The 15,947-nt window shown below is 74.5% G+C and carries 15 protein-coding genes and 1 pseudogene; 7 read left to right on the forward strand and 9 right to left on the reverse strand.

Annotated features, from left to right (window positions below; genetic code table 11):
• Positions 1-85 precede the first annotated feature (85 nt).
• The 4 genes from ACZ6O2_RS21850 to ACZ6O2_RS21865 form a co-directional block, all read right to left on the reverse strand.
• Positions 86-1,465, reverse strand: a complete 1,380-nt coding sequence (locus tag ACZ6O2_RS21850; protein WP_466024092.1) for an FAD-dependent oxidoreductase — start codon at positions 1,463-1,465, stop codon at positions 86-88.
• A gap of 13 nt (positions 1,466-1,478) precedes the next feature.
• The gene (locus ACZ6O2_RS21855; protein ID WP_350703683.1) at positions 1,479-2,627 is read right to left on the reverse strand and encodes a carboxylate-amine ligase; all 1,149 of its coding nucleotides are present in this window, start codon (positions 2,625-2,627) and stop codon (positions 1,479-1,481) included.
• Between the two features lie 250 nt (positions 2,628-2,877).
• Positions 2,878-3,270 (reverse strand): hypothetical protein, encoded by a 393-nt coding sequence (locus ACZ6O2_RS21860; protein WP_466024093.1) that lies wholly within the window; start codon positions 3,268-3,270, stop codon positions 2,878-2,880.
• Positions 3,267-3,734, reverse strand: a complete 468-nt coding sequence (locus ACZ6O2_RS21865; RefSeq protein WP_350703681.1) for a hypothetical protein — start codon at positions 3,732-3,734, stop codon at positions 3,267-3,269. Before ACZ6O2_RS21865 ends, ACZ6O2_RS21860 begins: the two co-directional genes overlap by 4 nt.
• Positions 3,735-4,052: 318 nt before the next feature.
• Between ACZ6O2_RS21865 and ACZ6O2_RS21870 the strand changes: the two genes are divergently transcribed.
• The 4 genes from ACZ6O2_RS21870 (at position 4,053) to ACZ6O2_RS21885 (ending at position 8,185) form a co-directional block, all read left to right on the forward strand.
• Complete coding sequence (locus ACZ6O2_RS21870; RefSeq protein ID WP_350703680.1) at positions 4,053-4,346, forward strand: DUF6412 domain-containing protein; 294 nt, start codon at positions 4,053-4,055, stop codon at positions 4,344-4,346.
• Between the two features lie 97 nt (positions 4,347-4,443).
• Positions 4,444-5,193 carry a YidC/Oxa1 family membrane protein insertase gene (locus ACZ6O2_RS21875; RefSeq protein ID WP_350703678.1) on the forward strand — a complete coding sequence of 250 codons (750 nt, stop codon included), beginning with the start codon at positions 4,444-4,446 and terminating at the stop codon, positions 5,191-5,193.
• A gap of 72 nt (positions 5,194-5,265) precedes the next feature.
• Entirely contained in the window at positions 5,266-6,678 is a 1,413-nt protein-coding gene (locus tag ACZ6O2_RS21880) for a carbohydrate-binding protein (protein WP_466024094.1), read from the forward strand.
• Positions 6,679-6,808: 130 nt separating this feature from the next.
• Positions 6,809-8,185, forward strand: coding sequence for a chitinase (locus ACZ6O2_RS21885; RefSeq protein WP_350703674.1), 1,377 nt, complete (start codon positions 6,809-6,811; stop codon positions 8,183-8,185).
• A gap of 8 nt (positions 8,186-8,193) precedes the next feature.
• Here the strand turns inward: ACZ6O2_RS21885 and ACZ6O2_RS21890 are convergent, their stop codons facing one another.
• Together ACZ6O2_RS21890 and ACZ6O2_RS21895 are read right to left on the reverse strand one after the other, a co-directional pair.
• On the reverse strand, positions 8,194-8,865 hold the full coding sequence (locus ACZ6O2_RS21890) for a DedA family protein (RefSeq protein ID WP_350703672.1): 672 nt from the start codon (positions 8,863-8,865) through the stop codon (positions 8,194-8,196).
• Positions 8,866-8,953: 88 nt separating this feature from the next.
• Entirely contained in the window at positions 8,954-9,556 is a 603-nt protein-coding gene (locus ACZ6O2_RS21895; RefSeq protein WP_466024095.1) for a DUF1349 domain-containing protein, read from the reverse strand.
• A gap of 107 nt (positions 9,557-9,663) precedes the next feature.
• Between ACZ6O2_RS21895 and ACZ6O2_RS21900 the strand changes: the two genes are divergently transcribed.
• Positions 9,664-11,316, forward strand: coding sequence for an alpha-amylase family protein (locus ACZ6O2_RS21900; protein ID WP_466024096.1), 1,653 nt, complete (start codon positions 9,664-9,666; stop codon positions 11,314-11,316).
• Between the two features lie 50 nt (positions 11,317-11,366).
• Here the strand turns inward: ACZ6O2_RS21900 and ACZ6O2_RS21905 are convergent, their stop codons facing one another.
• Positions 11,367-12,956, reverse strand: a complete 1,590-nt coding sequence (locus ACZ6O2_RS21905; protein WP_466024097.1) for a DUF4139 domain-containing protein — start codon at positions 12,954-12,956, stop codon at positions 11,367-11,369.
• A gap of 143 nt (positions 12,957-13,099) precedes the next feature.
• Here ACZ6O2_RS21905 and fabG point away from each other — a divergent pair, with 143 nt between their 5' ends.
• Entirely contained in the window at positions 13,100-13,858 is a 759-nt protein-coding gene (gene fabG / locus ACZ6O2_RS21910) for a 3-oxoacyl-ACP reductase FabG (RefSeq protein ID WP_350703665.1), read from the forward strand.
• Here fabG and ACZ6O2_RS21915 read toward each other — a convergent pair.
• Together ACZ6O2_RS21915 and ACZ6O2_RS21920 are read right to left on the reverse strand one after the other, a co-directional pair.
• A pseudogene (locus ACZ6O2_RS21915) lies at positions 13,831-14,324 on the reverse strand (hypothetical protein). The gene fabG and the pseudogene ACZ6O2_RS21915 overlap by 28 nt on opposite strands.
• On the reverse strand, positions 14,317-14,712 hold the full coding sequence (locus tag ACZ6O2_RS21920; protein ID WP_350703661.1) for a hypothetical protein: 396 nt from the start codon (positions 14,710-14,712) through the stop codon (positions 14,317-14,319). Before ACZ6O2_RS21920 ends, ACZ6O2_RS21915 begins: the two are co-directional and overlap by 8 nt.
• Before the next feature lie 186 nt (positions 14,713-14,898).
• Between ACZ6O2_RS21920 and ACZ6O2_RS21925 the strand changes: the two genes are divergently transcribed.
• Positions 14,899-15,804 (forward strand): Gfo/Idh/MocA family protein, encoded by a 906-nt coding sequence (locus tag ACZ6O2_RS21925; RefSeq protein WP_466024122.1) that lies wholly within the window; start codon positions 14,899-14,901, stop codon positions 15,802-15,804.
• The last annotated feature ends 143 nt before the right edge of the window (positions 15,805-15,947 follow it).

The raw sequence follows: 15,947 nt of genomic DNA on the forward strand, positions 1-15,947 counted from the left end.
CGAGGGGTCAGCGACCGGCCCGACGTGGCCGGCGCGGCGACAGCGGGCACACGGTAACCGCCACCCCCGACAAGGACCGGCCGGACTAGCGGACGGTGGCGGACAGGGCGTCGACGGCCTTGCGGGCGGCGATCAGCACCGGGTCCCAGACCGGGGCGTACGGCGGGGCGTAGCCGAGGTCGAGGGCGGTCATGTCGTCCACCGTCATGCCGTTCCACAGCGCCACCGCGAGCGTGTCGATCCGCTTCGCGGCCTCGGACCAGCCGACGATCTGCGCTCCGAGCAGCCGGCCGCTGGGCTTCTCCGCGATCAGCTTCACCGTCATCGGGCGGGAGCCCGGGTAGTAGCCGGCGCGGTTGGTGGACTGCGCGATCACGGAGACGAACTCGAAGCCGGCCGCCCTGGCGTCCCGCTCGCGTAGCCCGGTGCGCCCCACCTCCAGGTCGCAGACCTTGGTGACGGCCGTGCCGATCACGCCGAGGAAGGTGGCGTACCCGCCGCCGATGTTGATGCCGGCCACCCGGCCCTGCTTGTTGGCGTGGGTGCCCAGTGGCACGTGCACCGGCATCCCGGTGACCCGGTGCACGGTCTCCACGCAGTCGCCGGCGGCCCAGACGTCCGGCACCCCCTGCACCCGCATGCGGCGGTCCACCCGGACCCCGCCGGTGACGCCCAGCGGCAGGCCGGCGGCCTCCGCGAGCGCGGTGTTGGGGCGTACGCCGAGACCGAGGACGACCAGGTCGGCGGGGATCGGCCCCTCGGCGGTGACCACCGCGGAGACCCGGCCGTCGGTCTCCTCCAGGCCGGTGACGGCGAGGCCGGTGCGGATGGTGATGCCGATCGCGCGCATCGCGTCCGTGACCAGCTCGGCCATGTCCGGGTCGACGGTGGACATCGGCTGCTCGCCCTGCTCCACCAGCGTGACGGAGAGCCCGCGCTGGATCAGCGCCTCGGCCATCTCCACGCCGATGTAGCCGCCACCGACCACGACCGCCCGGCGCGGCCGGGGCTGGGACTCCAGCCAGGCGCGCAGCGCCGCGCCGTCGTCGAGGGTCTGCACGCCGAACACCCCGCCGGTGTCGGTACGCGCCCAGTCCGGCTTCGTCGGCACCGCGCCGGTCGCGTACACCAGGGTGTCGAACCGCTCGCGGACCTCGCCGCCGCCCCCGAGGTCCCGCGCGACCACCTCGCGCCGGTCCAGGTCGATGGCGGTGACCTCGTGCCGTGTCCGGACGTCGATGGCGAACTTCTCCCGGAACGTCGCCGGGTCGCGGGCGATCAGTTCGTCCCGCTCGGGCACCAGCCCGCTGATCCAGTAGGGGATGCCGCAGGCCGAGTACGACGTGAAGTGCCCGCGCTCGAACGCGACGATCTCCAGATCGCCGCGGTCGCGGCGGCGGCGCGCCTGGGACGCCGCCGCCATGCCCGCCGCGTCCCCACCGATGACGATCAGCCGTTGCGCCACGGGGACCATCCTGTCACGGACGACCCGCCCCGCGGGTCTGTCGCGCGACGTCGGAGACCACGTCCACGAGCGTGCCGCCGCGGGCGAGGACGGCGCGCTGCCGGGCCGCCCCGCTGCCGTGCCGGCGCAGCCCGCCGACCAGGTCGGTCACCTCGTCCAGGTCGCCGTGCCGCTCCAGCGCCGGGCGCAGCCGCTCGACGAGCTGGTCGAAAAGCTCCCACGCGGGGCGCAGCTCCCCGTCGGTGAGGTCGACGCCGTCGCCCTCCAGCCCGTCGTGCGCCGCCCGCCAGTGCGCGGCGACCAGCAGGTGGTGGTCGGTGCGGATGGCGGGCCGGCCGGCGGCCATGTCGTCCAGCGCGGTCGCCACCATGGCCCGGACCAGCGCGGCGACGAGCACCGCGTCGTCGACCGACGGGCAGACGTCGCCGATCCGGATCTCCACGGTCGGGTACCTGGCCGACAGCCGGGCGTACCAGTAGAGCATCCCCTCGTCGAGCATCACGCCGCTGGCGACGAGCTGCCGGATCAGCCGCTCGTAGTGCTCGTGCGACTCCAGGAACGGGGTGGGCGCCACCGACGGCCAGCGCTCCCACTCGATCGACCGCCAGCTCGCGTACCCGGTGTCCTCGCCCTTGGCGAACGGGGAGTTGACGGTCACCGCGTGCAGCACCGGCAGCCAGGGCCGGACGTGGTTGAGCACCTGCACCCCGGTCTCCGGGTCGGGCACCCCGACGTGTACGTGCATGCCGTTGTTGCCGGGGCCGGGGACCAGCAGGCGGAACCGCTCGACCATCCGGTCGAAGCGCGGCTTGTCGACCACCGGGGGCACCGGCCCGTCCACCGGCCCGGTGCCGATGGCGAGCAGCCGTACGCCGGCCCGCTCGGCGGCGTCGGCGAGCGCGGCACGCAGCACCCCGAGGGAGTGCCGGATGGAGGAGAGTTCCAGGCCGGGCGGGCTGCCGATCTCGATCTGGCTGGTCTGGAACTCCCGCTCCACCTGGCCGCGCAGCTCGGGCGGCACCTGCTCCATGACGAGGTCGACGGCGGGCACCGCGGCCCCGGTGTGCGGGTCGACGAGCAGGAACTCCTCCTCGACACCCACCGTGAGCAGATCCGTCCCCTCGGCCGTCGCGCTCGGGGCCTCCGCCACCTGGCCGGTCATCGCCACCACCGTCCGTTCGCGCCCGGTCGCGGTCCGTCCGTGCCGGGTCGGCCAGTGGTTACCCACCGTGCCGACGCCGGGAAACGCTGCCCGGCGCGTCGCCCGGCGTGTCGCCCGTCGCGTGCGGGCCCGCCCGGCACCCCTGCCGGCGTCGCCGCCGCTGGCGGCAGGCCGGGCGGGGCGGGCGTCGCCGCCGCTGGCGGCAGGCCGCGCGGAGCGGTCGCCGGCGGTCGTCCTCGCCTGCCGGGCGTCACCGTCGGTGGCGGTCGTCCTCGCCGTCCTGCACCATGGCGCGGACCCGGCGCAGGGTCGCGTCCTGGGCCAGGATGGCCTCCCGCCACCGGTCCAGCGTCCGGCGCAGGTCCCAGACCGTGGCCCGGAGCTGCTGCACCTGTTCGCGGGTCGCTTCGAGTTGCGCCCGGGTGACCAGGGCGGTCTCCTCCAGCTCGGCGACCCGGGTGCGCAGCGGCTGCACCAGCGTGAGGGCGGCGTCGGTGAGGGTGTCGGCGGCGTCCGCCTTGAACTTGCCACGCTGCACCACGACGGTCGCGATGGCGGCGAGACCGCCGGCGCCGCCGAGGACCCCGAGGATGCTGAGCAGGACCTGCACCCACTGTGGTGCGCTCGGCGCGGACACGTTCACGTCCCACCTCCGGTGGAGGCCACGCCGCCGCCCAGTCCGGCGGGCTGGGCCGCCTGGGCGGCCCGGGTGAGGGCGCGCAGGTCGCGCACGATCTGTGCGGCGCGCCAGCCCGAGCCGATGGACACCGCTCCGACGAAGGAGGTCGCGGCGACCCCCTGCTGCCCGGCGACCACCGCCACGGCGACGGCGTACATGCCGGTGATCGTGCCGAGCATCAGCACCGAGGCGAGCTCGGTGCCGAGGGCGGTGGAGAGCCGGCCGGGCCAGAAGATGCCGAGCAGCCCGGCGACGCCGGCGACGACGAGGCCGAACTCCCACCCCACCTGGATGGGACCCGGCATCGCCATCTCCACCGACTGCGGTCGGACGTCCAGGGCGATCAGGAGGAGCCCGCAGACGGGGGCGGTCACCATGACGGTGATCTCGAAGGGCTGGTGCCGCGGGCGGATGCGGGTGTGGGGCACGGCGGCTCCTTGGTGGTGATGGCCCACCACCTCGTCGAGGCGGCCCGTCGGGCCGGGCGGGCGCCCGACCGTGAGGGGGTGTGCCGGGAGGGCCCGCTCCCGCTGGCCCGGTCGGCTCGGCGGCCCGCCCGACGGGTCGGGCGGCGCGTGGGTGACCGGGAGTGGCGGCAGGCCGGCATTGGCCCGTCGATGTCCCAAGTCGTACCACTCCCACGGAGGCTCCGTCCACCCCGGATCTGTCATAAAACCGCAGGTCAGCGCGTTTGGGAGTCGCCGATCGGGCCGGCCGGCGTGACAGCGGGCCCTAGGCTGGTCGGCGTGTCGGGAGCGTGGCGGGTCGTGTTGGGGACGTGGGCGTACGCGCTCACCCACCTGGCCCTGCTCGCCGACCGTCCGGCCGGGCTGCTCGCCGGGGCCGCGCTGACCGCCGTCGTGCTGCTCGCCGCCGTGCTCGCGCTGCACGCGGTGGTCGGCGTCGGCGCTCCCCGGGCCGGCCGCGCCGCCGCCCTGCGGGCCCGGGCCCGCCGTCGCCGGGTGCCCCGGCAGGTCGATCCGGACGCCGCCGGGCGTCCCCGCCCCCGGGCGCCCGGGGCCGTTCCCTCGGCCGCGTAGCGCCGCCGCCGCGCGGCCGATTCCGCCGTCACCCGAGGCTCGGCGACGCCCTGTCGTCCCGTCGGGCCGTCACCCGGAATCGGAACGAGGGGTCACCATGCTCGCCTTCGCACCACTGCACGACGCCGTCGACGCCGCCGGCGGAGCACTCTCCTGGCTCACCACCCTGCTCGCACCGCTGGCGGGCGGCGCCGCCACCGCCGCCGCGATCGTCGTCCTCACCGTGGCCGTCCGGCTGCTGATCTCGCCGCTGACCGTCGCGCAGGTTCGCGGGGAGCGGCGTCGCGCGGCGCTCGCCCCCGAGGTCCGCGACCTTCAGCGGCGGTACGCGCACGACCCCGCCCGGTTGCAGGGCGAGTTGTTCGCGCTCTACCGGGCCAACGGCGCCAGCCCGGTCGCCGGCTGCCTGCCGATGCTGCTCCAGGCGCCGGTCCTGCTGGTCATGTACCGGCTTTTCACGACCGCCGACGGCGGCACGGGGCCGCTCGCCGAGCGGCTCGCCGGGGTGCCGCTGGGTCACCACCTCGGCGACGGCCTGGGCGGCGCGGTGCTGCCGCTGTTCGGCGTGCTGCTGGCAGCCCTGCTCGCCCTCGCGTGGTGGACGTCGCGGCGGATGCGGCGTGCCGCGGCCGCGACCGGCACGGTGGCCGGCACGCCGACGGAGGGACCGGGGGCGGCGGTGCTCGGCCGGCTGCTGCCGCTGCTGCCGTACGCGACCGTGCTGGTGGCGCTGGTGCTGCCGCTGGCCGCGGTGATCTACCTGGTCACCACGACCGCCTGGTCGGCGCTGGAGCAGGCGGTGCTGCGCCGCCCGCAGGTCGCGCCGGCAGGCATCGATCGACATTGACATCTGTCGGGTCGGCACGTACAACTCGTGAGAGAGCGCTCTCTCGACCCGTCCCCGCAGAGAGGCACGTCCATGACACCTGCCCCGGCGGCCCCCGCCGCCCCGCCCCCACGACGCCGGCCGGCCCTGGCGTCGGCCCTGCTCGCCGTTGTCGCCACCACCGCCCTGGCCGGGATGACCGTGACCGCGAACGCTGCCGTTCCGGCACCCGCGCCCGGCTGGAGTCTGGTGTGGAGCGACGACTTCACCGGCGCGGCCGGCACGCTGCCGTCCGCCGCGAACTGGATCATCGACACCGGCACCAGCTACCCCGGTGGCCCGCCCAACTGGGGCACCGGCGAGATCCAGACCTACACCGACAGCACCGCGAACGTCAGCCACGACGGCGGCGGCAACCTGCGGATCACCCCGCTGCGCGACGCCTCCGGCCGCTGGACCTCCGCCCGCATCGAGACCGTACGCAGCAACTTCAAGCCCCCCTCCGGCGGCGTGCTCGCCATCGAGGGCCGGATCCAGATGCCGAACGTGACCGGGGCCCAGGCGGCCGGCTACTGGCCGGCGTTCTGGGCGCTCGGCTCGCCCTACCAGGGCAACTACCAGAACTGGCCGGGCATCGGCGAGTTCGACGTGATGGAGAACGTCAACGGGATCAACTCGGTCTGGGGCGTGCTGCACTGCGGCGTGGCCCCCGGCGGGCCGTGCGACGAGTTCAACGGCATCGGCGCGTCCCGGCCCTGTCCCGGCAGCACCTGCCAGTCCGCGTACCACACCTACCGCTTCGAGTGGGACGCCTCGGTCAGCCCGCAGCAACTGCGCTGGTACGTCGACGGCCAGCTCTACCACACGGTGAGCCAGTCCCGGGTCGGCGAGCCGTACTGGTCGCAGATGACCGGCCACGCCGGCTACTTCCTGCTGCTGAACGTGGCGATGGGCGGGGCCTTCCCGAACGGGGTCGCGGGTTCGGCCACGCCGACGGCCGCCACCGTCCCCGGCCGGCCGATGCTGGTCGACTACGTGGCCGTCTACAGCCGGGGCGGCGGCACCACCCCGCCGCCGACGACCCCGCCTCCCGGTGGCGTGCGGGACGCGTACGCGACGATCCAGGCGGAGTCGTTCAGCGCGCAGAACGGAGTGATCGTCGAGGCGTGCGCCGAGGGCGGCCAGAACATCGGCGCGCTGCGCGACGGCGACTGGGTGCGCTTCGACAACGTCGAGTTCGGCGCCACCCCGCCGCGCGACTTCGTCGCCCGGGTCGCCTCCGGCGCGGCGGGCGGGGTCAGCGGCCTGGTGGAGGTCCGGCTGGACAGCCCGACCGGCCCGCCGATCGGCAGCTTCGCGATCGCCAACACGGGGGGCTGGCAGAGCTGGCGCTCGGTGCCCGGCAACGTCGCCGGACCGACCGGCCGCCGGACGGTCTACCTGACCTTCACCAGCGGCCAGCCCGCCGACTTCGTCAACGTCAACTGGTTCACCTTCCGCCGCTGAGCCGCGGGGAACCCGGGCGGTCGCCGCCCGGGTTCCCCTGCCGACCACCCCTGGACAGAAACAGTTAACAGTCCTAATAATAGGCGTCAATGTTGATGCCAATGGATGTCGTCCGGGTGTGGAGGGTGCTGTGAAACGGTCCAGGTCTCTGGTGTTGTCGCTGGTCACCGCCGTGGTCGCGGCGGTCGGGGCGGTGTGGGTGGCGATGCCGGCGTTCGCCGCCGGGGCCACCGCGAGCTTCGTCAAGACGTCCGACTGGGGGTCGGGCTGGGAGGGGAAGTACACGATCACCAACGGCGGCGGCACCACCGTCGACGGCTGGGCCGTCACCTTCGACCTGCCGGCCGGGACGACTGTCGGCTCGTACTGGGACGCCCTGCTGACCTCGTCGGGCCAGCGGTACACCTTCACCAACCGGTCCTGGAACGGCAGCATCGCCCCGGGCGCCTCCGTCTCGTTCGGCTTCCTGGGCAACGGGCCCGGCGCCCCGGCCAACTGCCAGCTCAACGGCGCGTCGTGCGGTGACGGCACCGCCCCGCCCACCACCGCGCCCCCGACGACGGCGCCGCCGACCACGCCGCCCCCGACCAGCCCGCCGCCGAACACCGGGCTGCCGAAGCACATCCTCACCGGGTACTGGCACAACTTCGACAACCCCGCCGTGGAACTGCGGCTGCGCGACGTGCCCGCCGAGTACGACGTGGTCGCGGTCGCGTTCGCCGAGGCCACCGCCACTCCCGGCGCCGTCACCTTCGCCGTCGACCCGGGGCTCTCCGCCGCCCTCGGCGGCTACACCGACGCGGACTTCTCCGCCGACGTGCGCGCCCTCCAGTCCCGGGGCAAGAAGGTGATCATCTCGGTGGGCGGCGAGACGGGCCGGGTGGCGGTCAACGACGCCGCCTCCGCCGCGGCGTTCAGCGACAGCGTGCACGCCCTGATCCAGCGGTACGGCTTCGACGGCGTCGACATCGACCTGGAGAACGGGCTGAACCCGACCTACATGGCGCAGGCGTTGCGCTCGCTGCGGGCCAAGGTCGGCAGCCGCCTCATCATCGCGATGGCCCCGCAGACCATCGACATGCAGTCCCCGGGCAGCAGCTACTTCAAGCTCGCGCTCGACATCAAGGACATCCTCACCGTCGTGAACACCCAGTTCTACAACTCGGGGGCGATGCTCGGCTGCGACCGCAACGCCGCGTACGCCCAGGGGACGGTGAACTTCGTCGTCGCGCTGGCCTGCATCCAGTTGGAGGCCGGGCTGCGTCCCGACCAGGTCGGTCTCGGCCTGCCGGCCGGACCGGGCGCGGCCGGTGGCGGCGTCGTCGCGCCGAGCGTGGTGAACGCGGCGCTGGACTGCCTGGCCCGCGGCACCAACTGCGGCAGCTTCCGCCCCCCGCGCACCTACCCGGGCATCCGCGGCGCGATGACCTGGTCCGTCAACTGGGACGTGACCAACGGCAACGCCTTCGCCCGCACGGTGGCCCCCCACCTCGCCACCCTGCCCTGACGGCCCGGTCAGCGGGTGGCGGCGCCGGCGCGGTCGCGGTGGCGGGCGCGCCGGCGGCGGGACTTCTTGACCGCCCACCAGGCGATCATCACCACGAGGACGGCGACGATGCCGTAGTCGAACCAGTCGCTGTACCGCTCGATCTGCTGCCAGCGGGAGCCGAGGGCGTAGCCCAGGCCGACGAAGATCGAGTTCCAGACGCCGCTGCCCAGCGTCGTGAAGGCGACGAACTCGGGCAGCGGCATGCGGTTGGCCCCGGCGGGAATGGAGACCAGGCTGCGCACCACCGGGATCATCCGGCCGAAGAGCACCGCCCACCGGCCGTGCCGCTCGAACCAGCGGTCCGCCTTCTCCAGGTCGTCCCGGTCGACCAGCGGCAGCCGGTCCAGCCAGCGCTTGAGCCGGTCCTCGCCGGCGACCGCGCCCAGCCAGTAGAGGACGAGCGCCCCCACCAGGGAGCCGGCGGTGGCGGCGAGCACCACCAGCACCACGTTGAACCGTCCCTCGCCGGCCAGGTAGCCGGCCATCGCCAGGACGATCTCGCTCGGGATCGGCGGGATGATGCTCTCCAGGGCGACCAGCAGCGCCACGCCGAACGCGCCGGCGGCGTCGATGACCCCCGCCACCCATCCGGTCAGCCCGCCGAGCCGGGTCGGGTCGACGTTCTCGGCGAGTGCCATCGCGATCCTTTCGCCGGGTCCGGGGGATCAGAGTCCTCTACCCCGCGACCCGCCGGTCACACCTGCCCGTGTCCGGAGCCACGCCGGCTCAGCCCTCCGGGTGCAGCGCCGCGTCGGCGGGCCCCCGCCGCCACCCGGTGAACCGGACCCGCAGCCCCGCCCGGGTGGGGGAGCAGCAGTACGGCCCGGCCGTCGCCACCGCCTCCGGCGGCAGCGGGGCGAGCCGGACCAGCCGCCACGGCCCGCCGCCGGCCCGGGCCCGCACGGTGAGCGCGTCCCGGTCGCGGCTGACCCGGACGGTGACCTCCCGCCCGGCCCACTCCGGCACCGGGGCGACCGACCAGTCGGACACCTCCCGGGTCACCACGGCGCCGACCTGCGGCAGGCCGTCGCTGACCTCCACCCCGGCCTTCACCCAGTTCCGCTCGTCGACGCGGACCAGCGCGCCGGCCTGGTCGAACTGCGCGCCGTAGTCGAGGTGGAAGGCCACCTCCACCGCGTCGCCGACGGGCAGCGGCGCGAGCAACGCCGGGGCGTCGTCGTGCACGAAGCCGTACGAGGTGTGCCGCCACAGGTCGCTGCCCCCGGCCGGCTCCACCAGCAGTTCGCCGGCCGGCCCGTGCTCGACCCGCACCGGCTCGTTCCACCACTCGCCCTCGGCCCAGTCGACTTCACGCGCTCCGTCTCCCATGCCGGCGACCGTACCGCCGTCCGGGCCGCGCGCCGCCGCCCGGTTCACGCGCGCTGCTGCCCGGTCCCGCGTTTGCCGGGCGCGGGGATCGGAGACATTAGGTCGGCATGGCTGACAGGTGGTACTCCGAGGCCGTCGTCTACTGCCTCGACATCGACACATACGCGGACTCCGACGGCGACGGCGTCGGCGACATCCGGGGCCTGATCGGCCGACTCGACTATCTCGCCCGGCTGGGCGTCACCTGCCTCTGGCTGCACCCCGTCCACCCGTCGCCCAACCGCGACGACGGCTACGACGCCACCGACTTCTACAACGTCGACCCGCGCTTCGGCACCCTCGGCGACTTCGCCGAGCTGCTGCACCAGGCGCAGAACCGCGGCATCCGGGTGATCATCGACCTGGTCGTGAACCACACCTCGGACGAGCACCCCTGGTTCCAGTCCGCCCGCTCCTCGCCGGACTCGCCGTACCGCGACTGGTACGTCTGGTCGGACCAGGAGCCGGACGACCGCCACCAGGGCATGGTCTTCCCCGGCGAGCAGAACGAGACCTGGACCTACGACCGGACCGCCAAGGCCTGGTTCTACCACCGGTTCTACAAGTTCCAGCCGGACCTCAACTTCGCCAACCCGGAGGTGCGCGAGGAGATCAAGAAGATCGTCTCGTTCTGGCTCCAGCTCGGCGTCTCCGGCTTCCGGATGGACGCCGTGCCGTTCATCATCGAGCTGACCGAGGCGGGCAACCCGAACTCCCCGAAGGACTTCGACTTCCTCACCGAGCTGCGCCAGCACGTGCAGTGGCGCCGGGGCGACGCCGTCCTGCTCGCCGAGGCCAACGTGGAGCCCGACCAGCTCCCGACCTTCTTCGCCGACGCCGGCGGCTCGGCGAACCGCCTGCACATGCTCTTCGACTTCATGCTCAACGGGCGGCTGATGCTGGCCCTGGCCCGGCAGGACCCGGAGCCGATCATCGAGGCGCTGCGGGACACCCCCGCGCTGCCCGAGGGCGGGCAGTGGGCCACCTTCCTGCGCAACCACGACGAGATCGACCTGTCCCGGCTCACCGCCGAACAGCGCAACCAGGTGTACGCGGAGTTCGGCCCCGACGAGAACATGCGCATCTACGACCGGGGCATCCGCCGCCGGCTCGCCTCGATGCTCGGCAACGACCGCCGGCGCATCGAGCTGGCGTACTCGCTCCAGTTCTCGCTGCGCGGCACGCCGGTGCTGCGCTACGGCGAGGAGATCGGCATGGGGGAGGACCTGTCGCTGCCCGGCCGGGAGGCGATCCGCACCCCGATGCAGTGGTCGTACCAGCCGAACGCCGGCTTCTCCACGGCCGACCCGGAGAAGCTGGTCCGCCCGGTGATCGACAAGGGCGACTTCGGCTACGAGAAGGTCAACGTGACCGCCCAGCGCAGCGACCCCAGGTCGCTGCTCGCCTGGTTCGAACGGATGATCCGTACGCTCCGCGAAGCACCCGAGGTGGGCTCCGGCTCGACCACGCACATCGACGTGGCGATGCCGCCGGGCGTGCTGGCGCACCGGGCCGACGGGCGGACCGGGACGATGGTCTTCCTGCACAACCTCGGCACCTCCGACGCCGAGGTGGACCTGAGCGTGCTGGAGCCGGAGGCGGACCTCCCCGTCGACGTCCTCGCCGACCGCAACTACGGCGGGGTCGGCAAGCTGGACCGCCTCAAGCTGGCCGGCCACGGCTACCGGTGGATCCGCCTCTGCCGGGGCCGCGGCCTCTGACCCCGGTTACCTGTCGACCGGTCGTCCGCCCCACCTCGGCGGACGACCGGTCACTCCCGCCAGCCGGCCAGTTCGACCCCCTTGGCGAGTTCGACCCGGAAGCCCATGGTGATCTCGCCGCTCTCGCCCGGCCCGAGGCGCAGCCGCCAGGTCAGCTCGCCCAGCTCGGTACGCTCGGCCGGCGGCGGGGCGAGCGTGGCTTCCCGGACGACCACCGCCTCGTCGCGGGACACCGGAAGCTGGTCGCGTACCTCCACCGTCGCCGCCTGGGGCGTGTGGTTGGCGACGCTGATCCGGTACTCCACCTCCCGTCGCCGGGTCGAGCCGAGCGTGGCCCGGGTGTCTGCGCGCCGACCCAGCTTCCGCTCCACCCGTACCCGGTCGTCCACCCCGAGCGCCAGTTCGGTCTCCTCGCCGGGCGCCCACGTCGACAGCCGGGTGGCCGCGACGAAGTCGGCGCCGTGGAAGACCGCCGCCGGGCCGGGGAGCAGCGTGTGCGCCGAGGTGTTGCGGACCGTCGCACGCAGGTGCGCCTCGGCCGCGCGGACCGGCGCGGTCACGTGGTCCAGCCGGGCCGGCAGCTCCAGCACGGCGATGGTGGCCCGGTGCGCGCTGCCGTCCGCCGGCACCGCGACCGGGCGGGCCGGCCGGTAGGTGGCGGCGGTGACCCCCTGCTCCACCGTGGCCACGCTCTCCCGCACCCTGGGGCGCGGCGGGGCGGACCGGGCCACACCACCCGCGGCGGCCGGCGCCGCGCCGGGCGCCGGCGGTGGCGGCAGCGCGCCGAAGCTCGCCGTCGACACGGGCATCGGCGGTACCGGCCGGGCCCGGTCGAGATACCAGGGCGACAGTTCGGGTACGCCGGTCGCCGCTGCCGGGCGGGCGGTCGAGAGCTGGAGTTCGCACTCCGGCCAGTCCTCGCCGGTGTCCTGGCTGACCAGGCCGAACCAGGTGACGGTCATGGTGTCGTCGACCAGCCGCAGGTCGTAGGAGGGCTGCCAGCGGGCCCCGTCGACCAGGTAGGTCAGCTCCAGGTCCAGCTCGGCGTCGTCGGCGTCCACCGCCACGGTCACCTCGGCGGCCAGCCGGTCCGGTTCCCGCTTGCCGTTCGCCGCCGCCAACTGCCGCTCGACGGCCGCCAGCTCCTCGGTCAGGTCGGCACGTCGCCGGGCCAACCCGCGCCGGCGGCTGCGGGAGTCGGCGAGCTGGCCGGCCACCGAGTCGGCGAAGCCGGCGACGTCGGTCGGGGCGGCGTCACCGGAGGCCAACGCGCGGGCGTACGTGCCGCCGGCCCGCTCGGCCAGCAGGCCGATGAACTGCCCCCGCTGCGCCTCGATCTCGTCCGCGTCGTCGACCTCGGCCAGCTCGTCGGCCAGCTCGCGGCTCCGCTGCTCCAGCTCGCGGACCTGTCCGTCGGTGCTGCGTGCCTGCCGCCACGTCGTCACGTCCACGCCGAGCACGGTGACCGCGCCCCGGCCGCCGACCCGGACCGAGTCCCGCCGCAGACCCAGCGGCAACGGTGCGACACGTACGCGGTGCTCGCCGGCGGCCAGCCGGGTGCTGCCCCGGCGGGTGACCCGGGCCCGGTCCGGGTAGACGGTGACACCGACGACGGGTGCTTCGATCTCCACTGCGTTCACGGCGGCGACGGTAGCCGAACCGTGCTCGTAACCCCGGCAGGCCGCCGCGGGGTGTCGGCAGGACCGGCGTCCCGCGCCCGGCCGGCCCGCCGTACGCCTGGGTTAAGCTCCTCCGATCGAGCGGAAGTTACCGGGAGGTAGGCATGTCGGAGGAGCAGCGGGTCGCCATCGTCACGGGGGCGGCGCGGGGGATCGGGGCGGCCACCGCCCGCCGGCTGGCCGCCGACGGCCTCGCGGTCGCGGTGGTCGACATCGACGAGTCGGCGACCAAGGACACGGTGGACGCGATCGCCGCCACCGGTGGCCGGGCGCTCGGCGTCGGCGCCGACGTGTCCGACCGGGCCCAGGTCGAGGCGGCCGTGGAGCGGGTCGCCGCCGGGCTGGGCGCGCCGACCGTGCTGGTGAACAACGCCGGCGTGCTGCGCGACAACCTGCTGTTCAAGATGAGCGACACCGACTGGGACACGGTCATGGGCGTGCACCTGCGCGGCGCGTTCCTGTTCAGCCAGGCGGCCCAGAAGCACATGGTCGAGCAGAAGTGGGGCCGGATCGTCAACCTCTCCAGCACCTCCGCGCTGGGCAACCGGGGCCAGGCGAACTACTCCGCCGCGAAGGCCGGCCTCCAGGGCTTCACCAAGACGCTCGCCATCGAGCTGGGCCCGTTCGGGGTGACCGTCAACGCGGTCGCGCCCGGCTTCATCGTCACCGACATGACCGCCGCCACCGCCGCCCGGATGAAGGTCGACTTCGACGACCTCCAGAAGCACGCCGCGGCGGAGATCCCGGTCCGCCGCCCCGGCCGGCCGGAGGACGTCGCGCACACCATCTCGTTCCTGGTCAGCGAGGGAGCGTCCTTCGTCTCCGGCCAGGTCATCTACGTCGCCGGCGGCCCCAAGGACTGACCCGCCCCCCGCCACGTCCCACCCCGTCCGGGCGAGGCGGGGTGGGTCAGGCGCGGGCGGTGCGGGTGCGCCAGAGCCAGAGCAGGCCGAGCACCGGCAGGACCAGCGGGATGTAGCCGTACCCGCTGCCGAACCGCGACCAGACCGTCTCGTCCGGGAACAGCTCCGGGTCGGCCACGCTGAGGATGCCGACGCCGAGCACCCCGGCCAGTTCCACCGTGCAGCACGCCAGGGCGACGCGCCGGCCGGCGGCACCCGCGCGCGCCAGCCCCACCGCCGCGACGATGTAGATGGCCGCGGCGAGCGCCGAGAGCAGGTACGCCACCGGGGCCTCGTCGAACCTCGTGGCGATCTGGAGGCCGGCGCGGCTGGTGGCGGCGATCGCGAAGAGCAGGTAGACCGCGATCAGCAGCCGACCCGGGCCGGCGTTGGTCCGCGTCCGTTCCGGGGCCCGCACCTCAGCCACCCAGCACCTCCCACGTCTGTTGCAGCCGCACGACGACCACCGGCGTGACCAGGCAGACCGCGCAGACGATGGCCGAGCCCCAGCGGGTCGGCTCCATCCGGGCCAGCACCCAGGCCAGCGGCGGCAGGCAGACCAGCGTCGCCAGGTAACCGAAGAAGGCCCCCGGCTCCCCGGGGCGCTCGCCGCCGCCGAGGGCGACCCCCGCCACCACCGCGAGCACGAGCAGCGCCGCCTCCAGCAGGGCCAGGCCGGCGAACTGCACCCGGTCCGGCGCGCGGTGGCGCAGCGTCGCCACCAGGGCCCAGGCGGCGACGAGGAGCGAGAGCACGATCGAGGCGGTCGCGAGGAGCCCGTCCACCGGCGAACCGGCCGAGGCTGCGCTGGTCATCGGGGCCACCCGGGGCTCGGTTCGGTCACCGGCACAGCCTACTAACCCGCGTAGTACACCCCGCCACCCGCCGCCCCGGACACCCCGAATAGGCCCGGTCACGCGGGCGAGCGCCGGGGCGGGCGACTAGCGTGGACCGGGGCCGCGGGGTGCTGCCGTGGCGCGACGACGACGGTGGGGGTTCTCGTGGTGCGGTTCGGGTTGTTCGGCACCGGTCACTGGGCGGCGGAGACGCACGGCGCGGCGCTGCACGCGCACCCGGGGGCCACGATCGCCGGGGTGTGGGGCCGCGACCCGGGCAAGGCCGCCAGCCTGGCCGACCGCTACGGGGCGCCGGCGTTCACCGACGTCGACGCGCTGCTCGACGCCTGCGACGCGGTCGCGGTGGCCCTCCCGCCGGACATCCAGGCCGACATCGCGGTCCGCGCGGCCGCCGCCGGTCGGCACCTGCTGCTGGACAAGCCGCTCGCGTTGAGCGTCGCCGACGCCGACCGGGTGGTCAACGCCGCGCAGGCGGCCGGCGTCGCCTCCGTGGTCTTCTTCACCGGCCGCTACCAGCCGGACATCGCCGCCTTCCTGGCCTCGACCGCCGCCGTCGGCGGGTGGCACACCGCGAAGGCGGTCCGGTTCGGCTCGATCTTCCAGCCGAGCAGCCCGTACGGCGCCTCGCCCTGGCGGCGGCAGCACGGCGCGCTCTGGGACGTCGGCCCGCACGCGCTGTCGGTCATCCTGCCGGTGCTCGGCCGGGTCACCCGGGTCGCCGCGATGGACGGGCCGCGCGGGCTCGTCCACCTGCTGCTCACCCACGACGGGGGAGCGACGAGCACGATCTCGCTGACCCTGGACGCCCCGCCCGAGGCGGTGAGCCGGGAGTTCGTCTTCTACGGCGAGAACGGCATCGAGACCCTCCCGGCCGGCGCGGGCGACTCGGCCACCGCGTTCGGGGTGGCGATCGACCAGTTGCTGGAGGAGATCGGGTCGGGCACCCGGGACCACCGCTGCGACGTGCGCTTCGGCCGCGAGGTCGTCGCCGTGCTCGCCGCCGCCGAGACCGCCCGCGCCGAGGGCCGCACCGTCGACCTCCCGGTTTGAGGGCCGCACCGTCGACCTGCCGGCTGAGGCGGAAAAGGGGTCGCCGGGCGGCGACGACGGAGCTAGGGTCGCGGGCATGTCCGCGCACGCTCTGATCGAGGGGGTCGGCACGCCGGCCGCCTTCGGGCCACTGCTGGCCCGCC

The organism is Micromonospora sp. NPDC048040 (assembly GCF_055587185.1).